Consider the following 21,342-nt stretch of genomic DNA (forward strand, 5'->3'; position numbering starts at 1 on the left):
ATGCAGTTCAACGTCTGCACCTGCATTTGAATTCAATTTTCCGGTAGCGTTGAGTAACGTTATTCTCCAGACTAACGACCTCGACGTTGCCGGATTTAAGCTTAGTAAAGGAGAATAATTGAATGAGGAAGCTGGTATGGTTAACTTTAATCGCTATAGTTGTTAGTCTAAGTGCTTGTTCAGCAAGTAATACCAAATTAAACGATGACTTGGTATTCGTCGAAGGAGGAGCCTTCAAGAGCAGTAAGCCGAGTCAGATTGATAGGAATGAAACGCTGGATTCCTTCTATATTGGCAAATACGAAGTAACTCAAAAAGAATGGATGGAGGTTATGGGGGAAAACCCTTCTGGCTTCAAGGGAGATGACCTGCCTGTTGAAATGGTCAGCTGGTATGACGCAGTGGAATACTGTAATCAAAAAAGTATAAAAGAAAACCTGAAACCTTATTACAATATAGACAAGGACAACCAGGACACGAATAATCAGAATGAAAACGACAATATAAAATGGAGTGTAACGATCAACGAGGAAGCCAACGGTTACCGTTTACCCACAGAGGCAGAATGGGAATACGCTGCAAGCGGAGGGCAAAAGAGCTTAAATTACACATACAGTGGAAGTAACAATCCTGATGAAGTTGCTTGGTACTGGGTAAATGCCGGCGAGAACATTCTGACGGGTGACTGGAGCTGGCCCGCTATTGAGAGCAACCGTAATCAAACCAAAAAAGTCGGAACTCAGAAGGCGAATGAGTTAGGAATCTATGATATGTCTGGGAATGTGAGAGAATGGTGCTGGGACTGGTACAGTGATTCGGAGAGTCCAAATCAAACTTGGCGAGTTGTGAAAGGCGGAGGCTGGATCGGCGGTGTCAATAACAATGAAATATCATTCCGTGGCAAATTTGATGCAAATGGTTTTGGCCCCGATCAAGGATTCCGTATTGTACGTGGAGAATGAAATTTTTTTTCCTGACAGTAGATTACTTCTGAGCTAAACCTATACTTTGTCGGGTGAAAACCTATAGTTTATCGGGTTGTTGTACCAAAATGTAAGCGTTACACTTGAATTGTTATCCGGCGCTTCGCTACAATCGGAGCGTTCTTATCGTACGGTCTGATGAAACCATTTCCTATGTTATTGATCAATGACGATGAGACTGGTGGAAAATTTGTTCTCCAAGTTGTGCGAGCAGACAACAATCCTGCTGTTGTTCTGCTGTTTAGCGTTTTCACAGCAACTGGAATCTACCCATAGATATAGATAAAATACATGCAGCTGATCACGGACAAAAGAGAGGTGAGCTAATGTACAAGGTCATTGTCGCAGATGATGAGCCGTTTATGCTAGAAGGATGGAGAACGATGATTGACTGGCGAGCTTGTGGATATGAACTCTGCGGAACGGCAACGGACGGGGAGGAAGCACTTGCTTTATTCAACTCGGTTGAACCGGATCTTGTCGTCACGGATATTCAAATGCCTGTTATGGATGGTCTTGGTTTGATTCACACCTTGCGAGAAGATCTTGCTTATACCTCTAAAATTGTTATCGTTACAGGATACTCCGATTTTAATTACGCGAAGCAAGCTATACGGTATCAGGTCGATCAGTATGTGCTTAAACCTCTTGTTCCCGAGGAAATTCATCAAATCCTTATGGAAATGATTGAACCTCTGGACAAACGCAGAAATGAGCAAAAACAGCAAAATGGAGTCATGGTTACAGATGGAGCCTATGAAAATCATCTTAACGAATATCGAATAAGCGAAGAATATGATTTAGAGCATATGATGAACATCTCCAAAGAGATCTTGGCGTTGATTGAAACAGGAAATACGTATTCCATTGATATTGCAGTGAGTGGACTGTTAGAGAAGAGTGAGAAAGCAGAGGTTTCGTTGGAATGGATACATCATGTCATCCGATATATCCATGGGGAGTTGCTACGAAAATATGGAAAAAGAGAGGTTTGCAGAGAAATACTATGTGCAAAAGAATGGCACGAGGCTGCGAGTTGGTCTTCTGGCACATTGCAAGACCTGTGTGTTCGACTGTCCGAGCAACTTTCCCAGTCTGAATTGAAGCAAAAGACGGGTACAGGAGGGCTTGTTGCAGAAGCAGTGAATGAATTGAAGCAACACTATCGAAGTAAAATTAAATTACAAGATGTAGCTAATCGTATTCACGTGAATTCTGCCTACCTGGGTCAACAATTCAAGCGGGAGATGGGGGTCAGTTTCATTGACTATGTGCACCAGCTTCGTGTTGAGGAGGCTCGTAAACTCCTGCGACGTACCAATATGAAGATCACTGACATTGCATTCAGGCTAGGGTATCATGATGCTGAATATTTCACCCAAAAATTCAGAGCGCATACAGGGGAGCTTCCATCCGTCTATAAAAACAAAAACCAAGGGTGATCATATGCGTCATAAATTCTGGATGTTCCGTAAGGTTAATGATATTCCTCTCCGATCCAAATTTCTGCTTATTTATGTACTTAGTATTCTCCTTCCTGTAATAACGATTAATATCTTCTTCTATCAACGAACCTCTGCGGATATCAAGATTAGAGAACAGGAAAATCTGCGTAAATCCATCGACAGGGCCGCGGGGGAACTGCTGGGCATGATTGATGAGAGCGTTGCTCTGAGTCGAATTATTGCAGCAGACGATTCGCTCTATGAGGCATTGGATCGGACCTATCGCTCCCCCGTTGATTATTACAACGTGTACCATGCATTCCTGCGAGATAAATTAACACGGTATATGTCAGCAAATATTCTGGAGGTGCGTATCTATACGGATAACGATACCATTCAGACGGGCAGTCATTATATCGTGATGAAAGACAAGAATGTACTCCCTGGATTGAAACAGCTGAAATCCACCAGTGGAGGCATTCTTGTCGTTGATTATATTGAACCATCCGGATTTAACGCCGGAAGAAGGATCAGTGTGATTGGCAAAATGGATACGTATACCTCGTATGCGAATTATGCGAAGTATTCCAAGATTGATCTGGAAGTTAGCCGGGTGTATAGCATCTTAAACCGTGAATCAGACAGTCTTCAGCTGCGTCTGGTGGACAGCAACAATCGAACTGTCGTTTCAAGTGGGGAATTCAGCGAAACCGACTTATCCCACCCTGATAAGGAATCAATACTCAAGGAATCTGGCAATTCTGCTTACACGCTCGAAAAGTCGTTGGGTAATCTAGCCTACCTAAAGGGTTGGAAATTGATTGGAGTTGCCGATACGCGCCACCTTGACCACCTGCTGCAAGAAGCCTTTAAATCAATTCTGGGGTTACTTGCACTAAGTATCGTGGTCCCCTCTGTATTGATCTACATTATTTTGCGTTCCTACCATTATCGGATTCGCAAGCTATCCAGACATATGGAGAAGGTTCGTAACGAACGATTTGATCTGATTGAAATTCACGAAGGCCGGGACGAAATTGGCGGTCTTATACGTACATTTAACATCATGATTGGTAAAATTCATACCCTGATTAATGACGTATATAAACTGGAAATCCGTCAAAAAGATTTGGAGTTGGATCAAGTGAGGACTGAATTGTCCATGCTCCAGAGTCAGATGAATCCACATTTCTTATTTAACACATTGAATGCCTTACTGGTCGTTAGTACGAAGAATGGATACACGGAAGTAATTGAGATTATTAAAAGTCTGTCCAAGCTGATGAGACAGTTACTCAGTCATTCTGACAATCTGATTCCTTTGCAAGAAGAGCTGCAATTTACGAATCTTTATCTCCAGATTGAGAAGTTTCGCTTTGGAAAGCTGTTTGATTACACCTTCGAGGTTGATCCTGATGCAGCTTCGTTGCGCATTCCCCGCATGAGCATTCAACCGCTCGTCGAAAATGCATGCAAACATGGATTGCAGGCGCGAAAAGATGGAAGACAGATCAAGATAACGGCGAGACGAAACGCTTCTGAACTGGTTATTCAGGTGATCGATAATGGAATCGGTATGGATGCAGGGAGACTAACGGAGCTGCTGAGAGATATTCGTTCTGAAAGACCGAGGAATGGCGAGCATGTAGGACTCCGCAATGTCTACCGCAGGTTGGAGCTCTTTTATGAAGGAAATGCGATATTTGATCTAAGCAGCGTACCTGGAAAAGAAACCATTGCAGGATACCGTATACCGATCTCCAGGCTGGAACAGAGGAAATAGGAGGTAAACTCTCATGTATAAAGTACTGTTAGTCGATGATGAACCGTATGCCATTGAAGGGTTACAGATTCTGATCAATTGGGAGAAGCATGGTTTTGAAATCAAAGGCGTGTGCGCGAATGGTGAGGAAGCCATTCGGATGATACAAGAAGATCGACCTGATCTCGTGGTGACAGACATTCGTATGCCTGTGATGAATGGGCTGGAACTTGTCGAAGAAGCGAGGCGATTGGAACATGAATCTGTACTGTTTGTCATCACGAGTGGATACAGTGACTTTAATTATGCCAGACAAGCTATTCGATTAGGTGTGTCCAACTATTTAACCAAACCCGTTGACAGTACAGAAGCAGAGGATATGTTGGTCCGTCTCCGTAAGCAATTGCAGGAGCGTGAAAACCAGGAGCGTATCCGGGAACATGCAAACGAGCAAAGGGTCAAAGCGTTTTTGTCTGCACTGATTAAGGATAAGCAGAATATTTCGGAGCAGGAGATGTCAGAGGTCCTTCCTCGTTTAAATAAGTCACATTGGGCATACCTGCGGATTGCTTTTCAGGGAGATATACAGGAAGCCTGTTTAGTAGCCGAACAAACGGCTGAAGTAACAACTTGCTGTTATGTGATAGACAGAACAAGAGACTCATTGGGACTTGTATGGGGGGAGGAAGCGAATGATAGAAATGAGACATTTGAAGCCATTAAAGCTTTTACCCAGCGTTTGATGAACAACATGCAACATAACGGCTGCGAAGATATTCATATCGCAGTTGGATTAACGGTCAACAAACTGGAGCATTTATCTGAATCCTTCCGCTCCGCTCAGGAAGTTGGGCGTTATTTGTTTTTTAATCAAGAGCGTCTTTTGTTTGCCGAAGATATTCAGTTGGAGAATTGGCAGTTTGATCCGGAAACACTGTCAGAGGTGGACCATATTAACGATTTGCTTGAAAACGGTTCTGAAGAGGAACTTTTGAGTTCCATTCGTAGTGCCTTTGAACTGTTTATACAGATGAAGGCTGCGCCAGAGATTGTACATATTTTCTCTACCCACATTATATTCCGCGGACTGTCCCTGTGTAGAGAATTAGGAGGAGAACCTAATGCTCTAATGAACGAATTGGCGAGCGGAATTCTGGAGAAGGGCCATCGAAATATAGAAGAGGTTGCTAACAATCTGGAACATTTTTGTTTGCAATGCAAGTCAGAACTGACTATTTTCCGGGAGAGGCAAATGGGAGGCATTCAGGCGACGGTTGCTGAATATGTGCAGATGCATTACAAGGAGACATTTACGATCCAGGAGCTTGCAGAACGATTCTACGTGAATCCAGTCCATTTAGGGCAATCTTTTTTGCGAAAGTATGGCAAGGGTGTAATCGAGGTAGTACATGATCTGCGAATGGAAGAAGCGAAGCGTCTGCTCCAGCAGACGAATCAAACATCAAGTGCGATCGCAGAGCAGGTAGGGTACCGCAGCTATCAGCATTTTCTCAGACACTTCGAAAAACGTACAGCCATGAAACCTTTGGAATACAGGCAAAAGTATGCGAATTGATCTTTGAAAAAGAAGAACCCCTCCTGAATAAGACCTGCAATTACAGGGGGATGGACCTTAAATATATATATTTTGTAACCGCATACATTTCTTCATACTAAAAACAGTAAGACATACCACTTCCAAGGAGGGCAAGTACATGGGGGGACTGAAAAAAAAGAAGCTTTGGGGTTCCGTATCACTCGTTCTGGCTTTGAGTTTGGCACTGGCAGGATGCAGCGGTGACAATGAGAAAGCGACTACAAAGGATGGGAAAGAGGTACTGAACATCTCGGCCTTTATCGGAACGCCGAATCAGGCGCCAGCTAAAGATAACCGAATCTACAAGAAGATCCAGGAAGAACTCGGCGTCAATCTTGAGATGGAGTTTCTAGTAGGTGATCTTCAACAGAAATTGGGCGTTATGATTGCCGGGGGCGATTTCCCGGATTTGATCACAGCAGACACCAAATTGGTCTCAGCCGGTGCGGTTATTCCGCTCGAAGATCTCATTGAAGAGCATGCACCTAATCTGAAGAAACATTTCGGTAAAGACTGGAACCGGATGAAAGATTCCAGTGACGGACATATTTACTGGTTGCCTAACTATGGAGTGTATACAGGGGAGTTCATTAGTAACTATTATTCTGGTCCAGCATTCTGGATTCAAAAGTCCATACTGAAGGATGCCGGGTACCCGACTCCTAAAACGTTGGATGATTTCACAAAGTTGATCCGTGATTATGCAGCCAAGAATCCAACGATTGATGGTCAACCGACGATTGGTTTCACTACATTGGCTTCAGACTGGCGGACGTTCCCTTTGCTTAACCCACCTGAACATCTTACGGGTCACCCCAATGACGGGGGCGTAGTCGTAGATGATAGTGGAGTCGCAACCGTTTTTGCCGACAAAGATATCTCCAAACGGTATTATAAAGAACTAAACAATCTGTATAATGAGGGATTGCTGGATAAAGAAGCCTTTGTTCAGAACTATGATCAATATCTGGCCAAAATTTCTTCGGGACGTGTGCTTAGTATGTTCGACCAGCACTGGAATTTCCAAGCCGGCGAAGACCCACTCGTAGCACAGGGCAAGATTGGCCAGACATACGTAGGCTTCCCGCTAGTCTATGATACAAGTATCACAGATCATTATCTGGATCGTCCGGTTATCAACTTGAACAATGGCTTTGGTATCAGTAAAGATGCTGAAGATCCTGTCGCACTTATCAAATTCCTCGATAAACTTATGGATGAGAAGTACCAGAAGCTCTTGTCATGGGGTGAAGAGGGTGTAGACTATCAGGTGAATGAAGAGGGAAGATTCTATCGTACGCCAGAGCAACGGAAAGAGCAGGATGATCCGGCATGGAGACTGATCAACAAAGCTGAAGGTTTCTACGCTGCTGCACCGAAGCTCGAAGGAACATTTGAAGATGGCAATGCGATTGGAGCGATCAACCAACCTGAGGAATTCTATGACAACCTTAAACCGGAAGACAAAGAACTTCTGGATGCGTATGGCTTCAAAACGTGGAGTGATTTCTTCTCTCCTGCACCAGAGAATCCTGTGTACTATCCAGCATGGCAGGTCGATCTGAAAGAAGGCTCTGATGCTGCGGTAGCGAACAAGCAAATGACAGACACTTCGTTGAAATTCTTGCCTAAGGCGATCATGTCAAAACCGGATGAGTTCGATAACATTTGGACTGAATATGTAGACGCTTACAAGAAAATCGATGTCAAATCCTATGAAGACCGGATTAATGAACAATTGAAATGGAGAATCGAGAACTGGTCTGTTAAATAAAAAAATGCGGCAATGATTCTCTCGGAAGGTATCAACCAAAGGATTACTCAGGCGAGTGCCTTCCGAGGAGATCATGCTTAAAGTCGCTGCAAGCCAATAGGAGGAGTGAAAGATGGCGAACACGCCTGGAGCCATACCAGAGCAAACTACCCGTACAGTCGTTACCAAAGCGCCACTGTTAAAACGATTGCGCGGACAAAGACAACTCATGTTCATGTCATTGCCCATCGTGGCGTACATTCTCGTATTCTCGTATTATCCCATTTGGGGCTGGGTTATGGCCTTTCAGAATTATAGTCCTGCCAAGAGTTTTACTCAACAGGAATGGGTCGGGCTCAAACACTTTAAGTTTTTGCTAACAGACGATGCATTTCTTAACGTGCTTCGTAATACCATTGCGATGAGCGTCATCAATATGGTACTTGGATTTGCGACAGCAATTATATTTGCCATTTTACTTAATGAGATCAAACATAAGTTATATAAACGAACCATTCAGACAATATCGTATTTACCTCACTTTCTCTCATGGATTATTGTGACAGGTATCGTAGCAAGTTCACTTTCTGTAGATGGTGGGATTGTGAATGTGGTACTCATGAAGCTGAATATCATTCAAGAACCTATCATGTGGCTTAGCGTTCCGGAATACTTCTGGGGCATTGTAGGCGCATCCCATGTATGGAAAGAAGTTGGCTGGAATGCCATTATTTATTTGGCGGCCATCACGTCTATCGATCCTTCCCTCTATGAAGCGGCAGAGATTGATGGTGCGAACCGATATAAGAAAATGCTGTATGTGACCTTACCCGGAATCAAATCCATTGTTATCATTTTGCTGATCATGAATATGGGCTGGATTTTGGAAGCTGGATTCGAGGTTCAGTATCTGTTAGGTAATGGTGTGGTTGTCGACTGGTCACAGACGATAGATATATTTGTCCTGAAATACGGACTACAGATCGGGAATTATTCTTTGGCTACTGCGGCAGGTATCTTCAAGACAGTAGTTAGTATCACGCTGATCTTTGCGGCGAATTCTATTTCCAAACGGCTCGGGGAAGACCGATTAATATAAGGGGGACTAGAGATGGGAATCAATAAATCTCGGCTTGAACCGATTGTCTTCCATACGTTAAATGGTATACTGATGATCGCAATCGCGATTGTTACCCTGTATCCGTTTGTGAATACACTCGCCGTATCATTCAATGCCGGTAATGACACCATCCGAGGTGGGATTTATCTGTGGCCTCGGGTATGGACAGATCAAAACTACAGAGCAGTATTTGCAGGAGGGACCATCTTCAGTGCCTTTGGTATATCTGTGGCGAGAACGGTTTTGGGGACAGTGTTAAGTCTATTTTTAACCTCCATGCTGGCTTACACACTAAGCCGAAAAGATTATATATTACGAAAGCCCATTACCATTACAGTTGTTCTTACGATGTATTTTAGTGCAGGTCTTATTCCAACTTACTTCCTAATGAAAGATTTGCATTTGTTAAACAACTTCCTGGTGTACATTATTCCTGGGCTGATCAGTGCCTTTAATATGATTGTTATTCGAACTTATATCCAGACACTACCCGAGGGATTGATCGAATCCGCCAAAATTGATGGTGCTGGAGATTTCAGAACATTCATATCCATTATTCTACCGCTGTGCCAACCGGTTCTGGCTACTGTTGCACTGTTCATTGCAGTCGGTCAATGGAATTCTTGGTTTGATACGTTTCTGTATGCATCTTCCAAACAAAATTTAAGTACGCTACAATATGAGTTAATGAAACTATTATCTTCTTCCATGAATTCTAACAGCAGCGCAGCTGTTGCCAATGGAGCAGATCTTGGCGCTGCGCGTAACATGGTTACTCCCATGTCTATTCGAGCAGCCATCACGATTGTAGCTGCATTACCCATCTTGGTCGTATATCCATTTTTGCAGAAGTATTTCGTTCATGGCTTGCAGCTTGGAGGGGTAAAAGAGTAAAATTAATGCAGTTCCAGATAACCGATCAAAAACGGTCACTAGGGTGACCGTTTTTTTATGTTTTTTAAACGGAGAGGCGCAGTATGTCTATTGCGCACGAATCTAACTTATTCAATAATGTTGTTGACAAGTAAATTAAAGTTACTATAATTTATATTTACTTGATTCACCTGTCAGTCTCTTTTCAGGGTGCCACTGCGCGCAAAAGCCCTTTATCAAGAACTGTCCACTGCGCCTGACCATCCCGAGCTCTTACCATTTTATCAAGGAGACTGAAGAGAAAATGAAAGTATTAATCGTGGAAGACTCCATTTTCGTACAGAAATTGCTTAAAAAGCTGATTGTTGATCATATTCCAGAATGCGAGATTCAGATTGCTAACAATGGAGAGCAAGGATACAACCTATTCAAGGAATTCCAACCTGATTTTATAACCACCGACCTGCTGATGCCTGGTTTGAACGGACAAGAAATGCTTCGAATGATTCGAGAAACGGATAGCAATGTCAAAATTATTATCTTATCTGCAGATATTCAGAAGACAACTAGAGATGAAGTTGAAATGCTGGGCATTTCTGGCTTCCTGAACAAACCGTTAACCGCAGAGAAGGCAACTACCATGATTCAACTGATTCAGGCGGCCTATCATGCTGAATGATTTACAGAAGGATTTGCTTACTGAACTAGTGAATGTTTACGTGGGACAAGCGGCTAACATGTTGTCAGAGATTGTAGACAAGCGTATCGTTTTGAATATTCCAGAAGTGGAACTAATCTCCATATCCGATGTTGATCCTGGAGATCGAAGATACAACATTTTCTTTAGTGAAGGTCACCTGTTTAGGTCATCCTTACAGTTTGGTTACGAATTTCAGGGAAAAGCATTTCTGATGTTTCCTGTTGAGCAGGCTAAAGTATTGGCAAACATCTGTCTTGGAGAACTAGGTGAGAGCGTTATACCGAACGATCCGAACCTGATGGACACAGATTTGGACGTTTTGAAGGAAGTTAGCAATGTTCTGCTTAACGCCATTATTGGAGAATTCGGAAATTTCCTGGAGATGAAACTGGAATACGTCCTGCCTGATATTGAACTGATCTATGTCACCAATTCCGATCAACAAATATTGCTTCAGAATGAAGTCTATGTCCTGGTTTTACATACCTCGTTTTTACTTGCCGATACGGATGTGACTGGTATCATTGTCATAGCATTGAGTATGAACTCCATATCAAGCCTGCTGGCCAAAATGGACGCTTTGTTGGAGGCGGACAATGGATAATCTTATTTCACAAGCTTTGAACAAAGCCCATATGGGAATTATGATTGTAGACAGGCATTTGAAAGTTGTTGTGTGGAATGCTTGGTTGGAACGTTTTACTGGCAAGAGTGTAGAAGAGGTAGTAGGCTTGAATCTGCTTGAGGTCTGCCCACGGTTTAAATCGAATATGTATCTAAATATTTTGCAAAATGCGCTGTATCATGGACAGAGCAGATTCTGCTCAAGCGCTTTACATAAGGCATTCATTCTTCCTAATGAAGGAGAGGATGGGCAATTATTCAGACAAAATATGCATGTTGAACCGCTCTATCATGAGGATCGCAGTTATGCCCTTATTCAGATTACGGACATGACTAACACAAACACCCGGGTATATAAACTTAAAAATCTGATTAAAGAACTGGAGACGGAGTACGCCAAAATCAAAATCTCCGAGAAAATAAGCAAGCATTTGTCTTTGCATGATCCACTTACAGGTCTGCCTAATCGTCTTGCTTATAATGACCGTCTTGCCTGGGCCATCAGTAATGCCCAAAGAACCCATAGCAAACTTGCCGTCATGTTTGTGGATGCTGATGGGTTTAAACAAGTGAATGATACGTATGGACACCATGTTGGTGATCAAGTGTTGCTAGAAATGGCAAAGCGATTAAGCGAAACGATTCCAAGTGCGGACACTGTAGCACGGCTTGGCGGGGACGAATTCATCATTTTAAGCCACCTGAAAGATGATGACGATGCTGAAGTCATCGCCAAAAGATTGGAAGCTGCATTCAGTACCCATTTCAAAATTGCCGGTAACTATATCAACCTTTCGATGAGTATTGGTATCAGTCTATTTCCCAAGCATGGACAGGAGCCTTCCGAACTTCTGAGACATGCGGATGGAGCCATGTACAAGATTAAAAAGAATGGCAAGAATGGTTATGGAATTTATGAGCCTGAAAATGCTTAAGAAATCTAAAAATGTCTTTTAATAAAGTTGCTACAATAGCAACTTTATTTGTCTATATAATTAACATAAGAAAAAATACGTTTTCTCCTATGAATAATATTTTTTTACATATGAAGATGAGAGAGTAGTTATTGAGTAATGTAGTAAGAAATTAGCCAGTGATAATTATAAAGGAGTGCACAGATTGAGTGTAATAGATGAGTCGTTAATGGAGAGCCGCTATATTAGCGGCTTTTTTGGATTTTATTAAATAAGGAGAAGTCTGAAAGAGGCAATAGTCAGAACAGTACCAAAAGCAAGGAGAAAAACGCCTCTAATTTTGATGCCCATTAAATCGTATTCATGGAGTTCACCCTTCGTACGATGAAAAGGCCATGAATTGGTCGTCTCCGTGCTCTAACCCCAAAGAATAAACCGATTATTCCAAGCAACAGAAGGAAAAAGAAGAAAAACATATCATACCCCGTATATCATGCGATATTCGGCCATAGAGAAGACGCACAGATTAAACACCTCTAATACTGGGATAAGATTGTGATAATTCAAGTTAATTTTGTTCATTTAGATGCTTAAGAGATTACAGTACACTGAAAGAACATACAAACGGAACACACTAAACATGAAAAATGTGAGGAATTATCAATTCGTTGGAGGTTTTAACGTGAAGACAAAAAATATCTGGTTTAATCAACCTGCTGGAACATGGGAAGAGGCATTGCCTATCGGAAATGGAACTCTTGGAGGCATGATTTTTGGAAAAACACAGATCGAGAGAATTCAGCTTAATGAAGATAGTCTGTGGTATGGTGGACCGATGCAGCGGAATAATCCTCACGCACTTGAATCTTTATCTCAGATCAGAAGCCTGATTTTTGACGGTAAGATTAGCGAAGCAGAAGAACTTGCAGCAGATACTCTGGTAGGTATTCCTGACGGGCAAAGGCATTATGAGCCATTAGGGGACTTCTATATCGCTATGGATCACAGTGAACATGAACCAAATGGATATCAAAGACATCTCGATCTGGAACAAGGCAAGGTAAACGTGAATTATACCGCAGATCAATCCATTTACAGCCGAGATTATTTTGCTAGCTACCCGGATCAAGTGCTCGTTGTTCATCTCAAATCTAGCGTACCTGGAATGTTATCTTTCTCCACTATTTTTGGCAGGGGAGCTGTTCTGGAATCAACATCCTATTCAGATATTCTTAAGCATCCTGTTGGTTTCCAATCCTATCTGGACCGGATCGAGAAGCGTGGAACGAATAACTTGATCATCCGGGGAAGAAGTGGGGGAGAAGAAGGAATCCGATTTTGTTGTGCGATTCGCCTTATATCTGAAGGGGGGCATGTTCATTATTCTAGCGGTCAGCTTTCTCTGAAGAATGGTGATTCAGCGACTATTCTAATCACGGCTTGCACGGATTTCCGAGTAGCCAAAGAACAACTCGAAGCGGAGTGCCTCCGAAGAATTGATGCTGCTTCAGCAAAGTCATATAGCGAACTGCTGGCCGATCATGTCTCGGACTATCAATCCTTATTTGAAAAGATGGATATACATCTCGAAGATGATAATAAAGATGTGATATGTTCCGAACTTCCAATCGATCAGCGCCTTGAGCGGCTTAGAGCTGGTAAGCATGATCTGGAACTGATGAGTCTATACTTTCAATTTGGTCGCTATCTGCTTATCTCAAGCAGTCGTCCAGGTTCTTTACCGGCAAACCTTCAAGGGATATGGAATAAAGACATGCTTCCTGTATGGGATAGCAAATATACGATTAATATTAATACACAGATGAACTACTGGCCTGCAGAAAGCTGCAATCTGTCTGAATGTCACATTCCATTGTTTGATTTTATCGATCGACTGCAAGTCCGGGGAAAGGAAACCGCTAGAACCATGTATGGATGCAAGGGGTTCGTTGCTCATCACAATTCGGATATCTGGGCAGACGCTGCTCCGCAGGATGTATGCATGACATCGACGTTTTGGACTATGGGAGGAGCATGGCTTTCATTACATCTATGGGACCACTACGAATACAATAAGGATGTTCAGTTTCTCAAAAAAGTTTACGCCACGATGAAAGATGCGGCTATGTTTATTCTGGATTATCTAATAGAGGATCCTTCCGGCAATTGGGTGATATGTCCTTCGTCCTCACCGGAAAATCGCTATATATTAGATAATGGAGAGTCGGGGGCTTTATGTTTTGGTGCATCAATGGACAATCAGATTATTAGAGAACTCTTCACGCGTTGCATTGAAAGTACCCGAATATTGCAAGAGGATCAGGAATTTGGAGAATTACTCCGTAGTGCTTTAACCAAAATACCGGAGACCTCCATTGGCAAACATGGCCAGATCCAAGAGTGGAGTAACGATTATGATGAATTGGAACCTGGTCACAGACATATTTCCCATTTATTCGCTTTGCATCCTGGAACGCAAATTACGTTGCAATCAACACCTGACCTGGCCAAGGCAGCCCGTGTAACACTCGACAGAAGACTGGAACACGGTGGTGGACACACAGGATGGAGCCGGGCGTGGATTCTCAACATGTGGGCACGATTAGAGGAGTCGGAACTTGCACACGATAACATCGTAGAACTTCTACGTTCCTCCACGTTACCCAATCTGTTTTGTGACCATCCTCCATTTCAAATTGATGGGAACTTTGGAGGTACTGCAGGTATAGCAGAGATGCTTCTCCAGAGCCATAACGAAGTAATCAGAATGTTACCTGCTTTGCCAGCAGCGTGGCCAAAAGGATATATTCGTGGTATTCGGGCTCGTGGCGGATTTGAAATAGATCTGGAATGGGAAAATGGTCGTCTATTCAATACCAGAATTCGCTCTATTGCAGAATCAAGAGTAACCGTATCCTATCTGGACCAAAAGATAGAATTAATCTTTCCTGGCCCCAATTCAATAATTGAACTAAAAAGATACGACTGGAATAATCAATAAGAAGTTACCGATTACCTGAGCGAATACCGGCTGACAAAATTGCCGGGAAAATTCGCTCTTTTTTTTTGCTGAGATAAGATATAGGCAAGAGTTGGTGTGTTTTTACTCAACACAATGTTTAAAGAAGACTTCCATATTTAACAAATTTACCAGGTGAAGTGCCTACCTGCTTGGTGAAGCTGCGAATAAAATTGGCATAATCTCCAAAACCGGATTGATAACAGGCCTCTGTAATACTTAAACCTTCGATTAAATAAGATTTCGACAGCTCTATACGGCGACTAAGAATATATGCTCGAATCGTGAGTCCGGTATGCTTTTTGAATTGTCGACTAATATAGCTGCTATTCGTGAACATAGCCTCTGACAATTGTTCGAGCGTCAGTTGCCTCGTCAGATTACATTCAATGTAATCCATCGTGTTTCGAACTAGTTCAGGCATAATATCCGTTGCAACAAAATCCGTATTTTGAAAAGTTAGATTCGTTAGAAGGAGTAGCTGTGTAATCAAAATATTCCCCAGAATATCCGCTCCATAGACACTTGATGAGAGACACTGTTCAAGCTCGCCAGCTAATTGCAGCACTCGTTGAAGCTCTTCCTCTTCAAGATGTACGATATTCCCCTTACCCTTGGGACGGTAGTCGAAACATGCGGATAAGTTGGTGGTTGACGTAGACAAGCGGTTCAGATATGACTTTTTCAGATTTATGGTAATTCTCTCATATTCGTTTTTGTCCAAGGCAAAGGAACGGTGCATCTCCTCCGGGTTAAGAACGAGCAGATCGCCACGCTGCAAATGGTAACAACGGTTCTCAATATAGAAATTTACATTGCCACGAAGAAATAAGTAGAGTTCATATGCATTATGTCGATGATAAAACGTTCCCATATTATACGTGGTGGTGCGATGAAGGTACAACAGCTCATTCTGGATTGGATCAAACAGGTATTCTGAAGTCTCATTCATATCAGATATATGACCTCCTTGTCGTTTCGCGCAATAAATATAGCCGTTAGTGCAATGAAATTGCAGACGTGAACCTATAAAATGTAACCATCCTAGCATGATGGATACATAATTGCAAGCGTTTCCACTCAGGTGTGTACAACGCGATTGGAGGAAAAGATGGATCTGATTTTCACGGCACGAAGCAGAGTGCAGGACAACGTAGAGTACACGGCATTGAACAAGCATGAACTTAAAGCTGACGTAAAAGTAATAAGCGGGAACGGCAGTGCAGAAGACCCATGGCAAGCCGACATTCAGATTTACAACGAGGGTCAGAATTCCTGGGCAGGGGTTATTCATGTGGAAATGCCGTTGGACAAACAGAATCCGAGGTTTTTTTTGCCTGCATTTATGTATGGCCGCAACCGGGGCGAAGCACCCCAGAATGTCCCAAATGAGTTCCCCAGACTAAGGGAGGGCAGGCCCTCACGCCCTTCATCACCCTGGTGGATGGTCCGAAGTGATCGTCTGTCTCATCCGGCTGCACTTATCTATGATGAAGGTCGGATTGCTGGTCTAAGCGCAAGTCCCTACTGGATCAATACAGGAAGCCAGAAGCAGCAATGGTATCCAGGAATGGAAGGAAACTTTGTGCAATATGGGGGATTTACATGTTCTATTGAAAAGGGTACGGTCGGATATACGTTGGGTTATGAGAATGCTCCATTGCTGTTTATCAAATCCAGACTTGTCCATGAGCGAGCTGCCCTTGGAGAAAACTGTTTTGAACTTGCGGCAGGTGAATCGGTTGGGCTCACTCTTGAACTATATAACTACAAGTCTGAATCAGAACTGGGCATCAATCCTGCACTGGAAACAATCTATAGGCGGTATCACGAAAAACCAAGAGAAGGAAGTGACATTCAGACTACGGTAACGGATTTGTCCAATGCCATCTATGAATATGCCTGGCTTCCGGAGGATCGTCATTATTCAACATTTGTATATGAAGATGCTGCTGAAACCGATGGCTACCGCTACAACAAAATTATCTCAATCAGTTGGACAAACGGTATGACCATCGCCGCACCAATGCTTATGGCTGCACTGCGCCTGAATAATGAGCCCATGCGACAGCAGGCGTTATCCTGTATTACAAATATTATGGAGAATGCCATGAATCCTCAATCCGGACTTCCGTATGACGCTTATCAGGATGGGATCTGGAGTGTTAAAGGCTGGTGGTTTGACGGCATGCGTACCCCAGGACATTCCTCGTACCTTGTCGCTCAAGCGATGTTCTACATTCTGAAAAGCTACGATTATGAGAAGCGCATTCGAAATGTGAGACACGATGATTGGCTTGCTTACGTCAAGCAAGTACTTGAGCGTTTGGAGTGCACGAAAAATACGGATGGAGAATATCCCACCATTTTGTCAGAGCGGACAGGGGCAGGGCTTGAATATGATGCCTTTAGTGGAGTCTGGTGTCTTGCTGCCAAGGCATATTACAGTTGGTTAACCCATGATGAATCTTCTTTGGATGAGCTCAGACACAGTGAAGCTCACTATTACAACACCTATGTGCAACACATGGAATGTTACGGCGCTCCGTTAGATGCGGACAAGGCTGTTGATTCGGAAGGCATTTTAGCTTACATCAAAGCTGTTCGGTTTCTGCACGCGTTGACCGGTGACGAGTTGTTTCTTGATCACATGAGAGATGCGATCAGTTATGAATTCAGCTTCAAATTTTGTTACAACTCACCTATTAAGATTCCACCGCTCAGTACATTAGGCTGGTCCAGTTCCGGGGGAAGTGTTACTTCAGTAGCTAATCCGCATATTCACCCCATGTCCAGCAATCTAGTGGATGAGCTGTTGTATTATGTTGGACAACGGGAAGACAATTATATTCGCCAACGTATGATGGATACCATCGGGTGGGGTTGTCAGACCTATAATCGTTATGATCAAGAATTCGGCTATGGCAAAAAAGGATGGATGTCAGAACGCTTCTGTCATTCGGAAGGACTGGTCACTGAAAAATATGCGGATGGTACGCCAGCCAGCACCTGGTTTTGCCTGATGCCATGGGCCAGTGGCTCGATCATCGAAGGCCTTGTTGGCGACTATTGGGATGAATGAATTTATGTTGCAATAACTACAACAGTCACCATGTTAGATTCCGCCGATAGAGAGAACATGCTACCGGCGGTTTATTTTTGTTGGAGGAAAGGGGACACATGCATGTTAAAAGTATTACTGGTAGATGACGAGATGTATGTACGAAAGGGGCTGTATGAACTCATAAATTGGATTGATCTTAATATGGAGATTATCGGAGAGGCAGAGAACGGTGTAGAGGCATTAAATCTGATCGAAAGCCTGCAACCAGACGTGATTATAACAGATATCCGTATGCCAATCCTGGATGGACTGGAACTGATACGTGCCGTAGAGAAAATGCCACATCTGGAACCTGTGTTCATTATCATCAGTGGTTATCATGACTTCAAGTATGCACAGCAGGCAATCAGGTACGGTGTTCATGACTATATCCTGAAGCCTATTGATGATGAAGAACTGACGGCGACGTTGCAGAAGTCGGCTAATCTGATTTGCAATAAAAGAAAACATATCCTCTTGGCTGAGGGACAGGCCAGTAACATCATGCTGGAGGATGTGATCAAAGGCCATGTACAGAAGGAGGATGAAGATCGATATGCTGAGATGCTCGGGATCAATCGTAGCTCAAGTCTGCTCATGACCTTGATTGAAATTCAGACAGGTTTAGATGAAATTAAAATTACCATTGAACAGCTACGTGAAACAGTACATTCTCTGGAGAGTAATTTGTGCAAAATGTTCATCAGTGAGCAACAACGCGGTACGTTTGCTTTATTACTGTTGTGGCCTGATCATCATCAAGGGAGCTCGGCGTTACAGGATAAACTGCATAGTATTCATATAACATTGAGCAAAAGGTTTAACCTGGACATCGGCCTTTACGCAGGAACGCTAGTCAAAGAAATTGGCGATGTCCGACAATCCCTTATGGCGGCTGAAGAAGCAGCCAAGCATAAATATGCAGAAACTAGTGGTGTCGTGCGTTATACGGAGATCAAGGACAAACCGCTGTTTGTTTTCAATGTGTACCAGGACGAGGTGGATCAATTAATTTTGAGCCTGGAAGAGGGTAATAGGCCTGCTTACTACAAGATTGTAGAAGAGAAATTCAAATTGTTTCATATGAATCGATTTTCTCCTCAGGCTGTATCGGGTTCTCTTTTGCGTTATATAACGGGTATTCTCGCTGTGGTCCACGAAATGGGTGGTAATGATGAAGGGTTGCAGCTGCTGAAGGAGCTGGCACAACAAAGTCATGAAGGTTGGAATTTACGACTATTGAAGAATGCATTTCTCATCGCACTGGAGGAAGCCGAGGATTATGTCTCTCATCTGCGGATGGAGCGATCCAAAGGGGATATCAGCAAGATCAAACGATATATTGATGCAAATTATACCGAGAACATCAATCTCAAAAGCATTGCTGCGCTCTTCTATATGAATCCCGTTTATCTTGGGCGATTATTCCGCAAAAGCTACAATCAATATTTCAATGACTATCTGCTGAACCTGCGGATTCATGAGGCGAAAAAGTTATTGCGCCAGACGGATATGAGAATGTACGAGGTTGCTGCACGCGTAGGATTTCAGAATGCGGACTATTTTGTAACACAGTTTGAGAAACTTGTTAAGCTATCGCCTACAGAGTATCGCAATCTCCTTATGGGAAATGAGCAGCGAGGTGCACAATGCCAAGATGGAACCTGAACTACATGAAGCTTCGAGATAAGTTACTGCTCATGTATGTCTTATCTGTGTTTATTCCCATCGTAGTAACCAATGTGGTGTTCTACAATGTCACATCCGCCAATATTCGTAGTCAGAAAACTCGTGATGCCGGCATGGCCTTGAACAATCTGAAGAACGACCTGCGGGTAACCATTGATCAGGGCGTCGGCCTCTCTTATTCGTTATATACTGACCCTGTATTCAATGACACCCTCTCCCGTTCGTTTCAAAGCCATTTTGAGTACATTGACGCTTATAATTCCTATCTAAAAGGGCAATTCTCCGGGCAATTGAATCAGGGGATTCGCTGGTATCAAGTGTATACCGATAATTCTACCATTTTATCTTCCGGTTATATTGATCGTTTAACTGACGTGGTCCGAAGCTCTAACTGGTACGTTCAATTTCAGGCATACTCCGCCCCTTATCCGGCACTGATCTCATCGGATCAGATGTTAAGTCTGGTTCAACGGCTCGACAATCTGGACACTGGGGGGAGAGAGCAGTTACTTAAAATTGACCTGAACATGGATATGATCAAGCAGTATTTTCACAACAGCGGATTTGATGGAAAAGTGTATCTTCTTGATCCGGGGGGACACATCCAATTTTCAAATGATCCCACAGCAGAAGAAACTCAGATAGGGAAACGTTACAGCGAGATCCAGTTTCCGAACAAAATGATTCCCTTTGAACTTACGTATACAGGCATTAACTATCTGGAAGGGTGGTCCCTGCAAGGGGTGATGGATGAAGAAATTGTGTTGAAGGAGGTGCGGAAGTCCCGTTCCTTCGTCGTTTGGCTGGCTTGCATTAATTTTGTTCTGCCTTCTATTATCATCGCGGCTATGTCCAGAACCATCCATGTCAGGCTGGTGCGCATTCTGAAACATATGAAAAAAGTAAAAACACAGAATTTCCAGACGATTCCGCCTGAAGATGCGAGAGATGAAATAGGTCAACTTACGATGGAATTTAATCGAATGACCGAAACGATCCATAACCTGATTCATGAGGTATATCTCGCCGACATCCAAAAGAAAGACCTGGAGTTAAAGCAGCAGCAAGCACAGCTTCATGCGCTCCATAGTCAGATCAACCCACATTTTTTGTTTAATACGCTGGAGTCGGTACGTATGCGGAGCCTCATCAAAGGCGAGAAAGAGACTGCCAAAATCGTGCATAACATGGCCAAGATGTTTCGCAAGTCGATTAGTTGGAATCAGAATGATGTGACAGTAAAGGAAGAATTGGAACTCATCGAGAGTTTTTTGCAAATTCAGAAATACCGCTTTGGAGAAAAACTCCAATATACCATTGAGGCAGATCCTGCGGTACTGATGTACCGAATCCCCAAGATGGTTATCCTCCCCTTTGTTGAGAATGCAAGTATTCATGGTATTGAGTCATCTCCGGGTGTAGGCATCATTCAACTCTTCGTTTCAATGGAAAATGACCAGCTCCATATCAGACTAACGGATAACGGTATAGGGATGTCACAAGCAAAATTGGAAGAGTTGTTAAGTTACCTGGATCAAAACACCGATATGGGAGAGCATGTTGGCATGAAAAATGCGTATAGTCGCTTAAAACTTTGTTATAAGAATCACTTTACATTCGATATCCAGACATGGGAAGGAGAAGGAACGCGTATCCAAATTGAGCTTCCACTTGATTCATCAGCCATGCCAGACAACTAAATACGAGGGATATACTTTTCAAAGTAGGAGGTACACTTTCATGGGTAACTTTGAAAGCGC

15 protein-coding genes are annotated in these 21,342 nt (G+C 43.0%); 14 read left to right on the forward strand and 1 reads right to left on the reverse strand.

Translation table 11 applies throughout. The annotated features are described in order from the left end of the window. Positions 1–122 precede the first annotated feature (122 nt). The 11 genes from QVE09_RS01885 to QVE09_RS01935 all read left to right on the forward strand — a co-directional run bounded on the left by QVE09_RS01885 (position 123) and on the right by QVE09_RS01935 (position 14,772). Positions 123–962 carry a formylglycine-generating enzyme family protein gene (locus QVE09_RS01885; RefSeq protein ID WP_315935419.1) on the forward strand — a complete coding sequence of 280 codons (840 nt, stop codon included), beginning with the start codon at positions 123–125 and terminating at the stop codon, positions 960–962. A 347-nt stretch (positions 963–1,309) separates the two neighbouring features. Then, positions 1,310–2,425, forward strand: a complete 1,116-nt coding sequence (locus QVE09_RS01890; RefSeq protein ID WP_315935420.1) for a response regulator transcription factor — start codon at positions 1,310–1,312, stop codon at positions 2,423–2,425. Positions 2,426–2,429: 4 nt separating this feature from the next. Further along, the gene (locus tag QVE09_RS01895) at positions 2,430–4,211 is read left to right on the forward strand and encodes a sensor histidine kinase (protein WP_315935421.1); all 1,782 of its coding nucleotides are present in this window, start codon (positions 2,430–2,432) and stop codon (positions 4,209–4,211) included. A 13-nt stretch (positions 4,212–4,224) separates the two neighbouring features. Continuing rightward, positions 4,225–5,766 (forward strand): response regulator, encoded by a 1,542-nt coding sequence (locus tag QVE09_RS01900; RefSeq protein WP_315935422.1) that lies wholly within the window; start codon positions 4,225–4,227, stop codon positions 5,764–5,766. Between the two features lie 139 nt (positions 5,767–5,905). Then, complete coding sequence (locus tag QVE09_RS01905; protein ID WP_315935423.1) at positions 5,906–7,561, forward strand: ABC transporter substrate-binding protein; 1,656 nt, start codon at positions 5,906–5,908, stop codon at positions 7,559–7,561. Positions 7,562–7,673: 112 nt separating this feature from the next. Next, entirely contained in the window at positions 7,674–8,639 is a 966-nt protein-coding gene (locus QVE09_RS01910; protein WP_084174602.1) for an ABC transporter permease, read from the forward strand. A 12-nt stretch (positions 8,640–8,651) separates the two neighbouring features. Next, positions 8,652–9,554 (forward strand): carbohydrate ABC transporter permease, encoded by a 903-nt coding sequence (locus tag QVE09_RS01915; RefSeq protein ID WP_315935424.1) that lies wholly within the window; start codon positions 8,652–8,654, stop codon positions 9,552–9,554. A gap of 283 nt (positions 9,555–9,837) precedes the next feature. Beyond that, entirely contained in the window at positions 9,838–10,212 is a 375-nt protein-coding gene (locus QVE09_RS01920) for a response regulator transcription factor (RefSeq protein WP_315935425.1), read from the forward strand. Beyond that, positions 10,202–10,837: a chemotaxis protein CheC gene (locus QVE09_RS01925; protein ID WP_074095083.1), complete on the forward strand. Its 636-nt coding sequence runs from the start codon at positions 10,202–10,204 to the stop codon at positions 10,835–10,837. The genes QVE09_RS01920 and QVE09_RS01925 overlap by 11 nt, the downstream gene beginning before the upstream one ends. Next, on the forward strand, positions 10,830–11,792 hold the full coding sequence (locus QVE09_RS01930; protein WP_315935426.1) for a GGDEF domain-containing protein: 963 nt from the start codon (positions 10,830–10,832) through the stop codon (positions 11,790–11,792). Before QVE09_RS01925 ends, QVE09_RS01930 begins: the two co-directional genes overlap by 8 nt. A gap of 661 nt (positions 11,793–12,453) precedes the next feature. Beyond that, the gene (locus tag QVE09_RS01935; protein ID WP_315935427.1) at positions 12,454–14,772 is read left to right on the forward strand and encodes a glycoside hydrolase family 95 protein; all 2,319 of its coding nucleotides are present in this window, start codon (positions 12,454–12,456) and stop codon (positions 14,770–14,772) included. 118 nt (positions 14,773–14,890) lie between these two features. Here QVE09_RS01935 and QVE09_RS01940 read toward each other — a convergent pair whose 3' ends face one another. Beyond that, complete coding sequence (locus QVE09_RS01940; protein WP_315935428.1) at positions 14,891–15,742, reverse strand: helix-turn-helix domain-containing protein; 852 nt, start codon at positions 15,740–15,742, stop codon at positions 14,891–14,893. A 159-nt stretch (positions 15,743–15,901) separates the two neighbouring features. On the opposite strand from QVE09_RS01940, the gene QVE09_RS01945 reads away from it, so the two are divergent. The 3 genes from QVE09_RS01945 (at position 15,902) to QVE09_RS01955 (ending at position 21,282) form a co-directional block, all read left to right on the forward strand. Then, on the forward strand, positions 15,902–17,872 hold the full coding sequence (locus tag QVE09_RS01945) for a hypothetical protein (protein WP_315935429.1): 1,971 nt from the start codon (positions 15,902–15,904) through the stop codon (positions 17,870–17,872). Between the two features lie 102 nt (positions 17,873–17,974). Further along, entirely contained in the window at positions 17,975–19,561 is a 1,587-nt protein-coding gene (locus QVE09_RS01950) for a response regulator transcription factor (RefSeq protein WP_315935430.1), read from the forward strand. Beyond that, entirely contained in the window at positions 19,543–21,282 is a 1,740-nt protein-coding gene (locus tag QVE09_RS01955) for a sensor histidine kinase (RefSeq protein WP_315935431.1), read from the forward strand. Before QVE09_RS01950 ends, QVE09_RS01955 begins: the two co-directional genes overlap by 19 nt. Positions 21,283–21,342: the final 60 nt, after the last annotated feature.

Source organism: Paenibacillus sp. ClWae2A (assembly GCF_032452295.1).
GTDB lineage: Bacteria > Bacillota > Bacilli > Paenibacillales > Paenibacillaceae > Paenibacillus.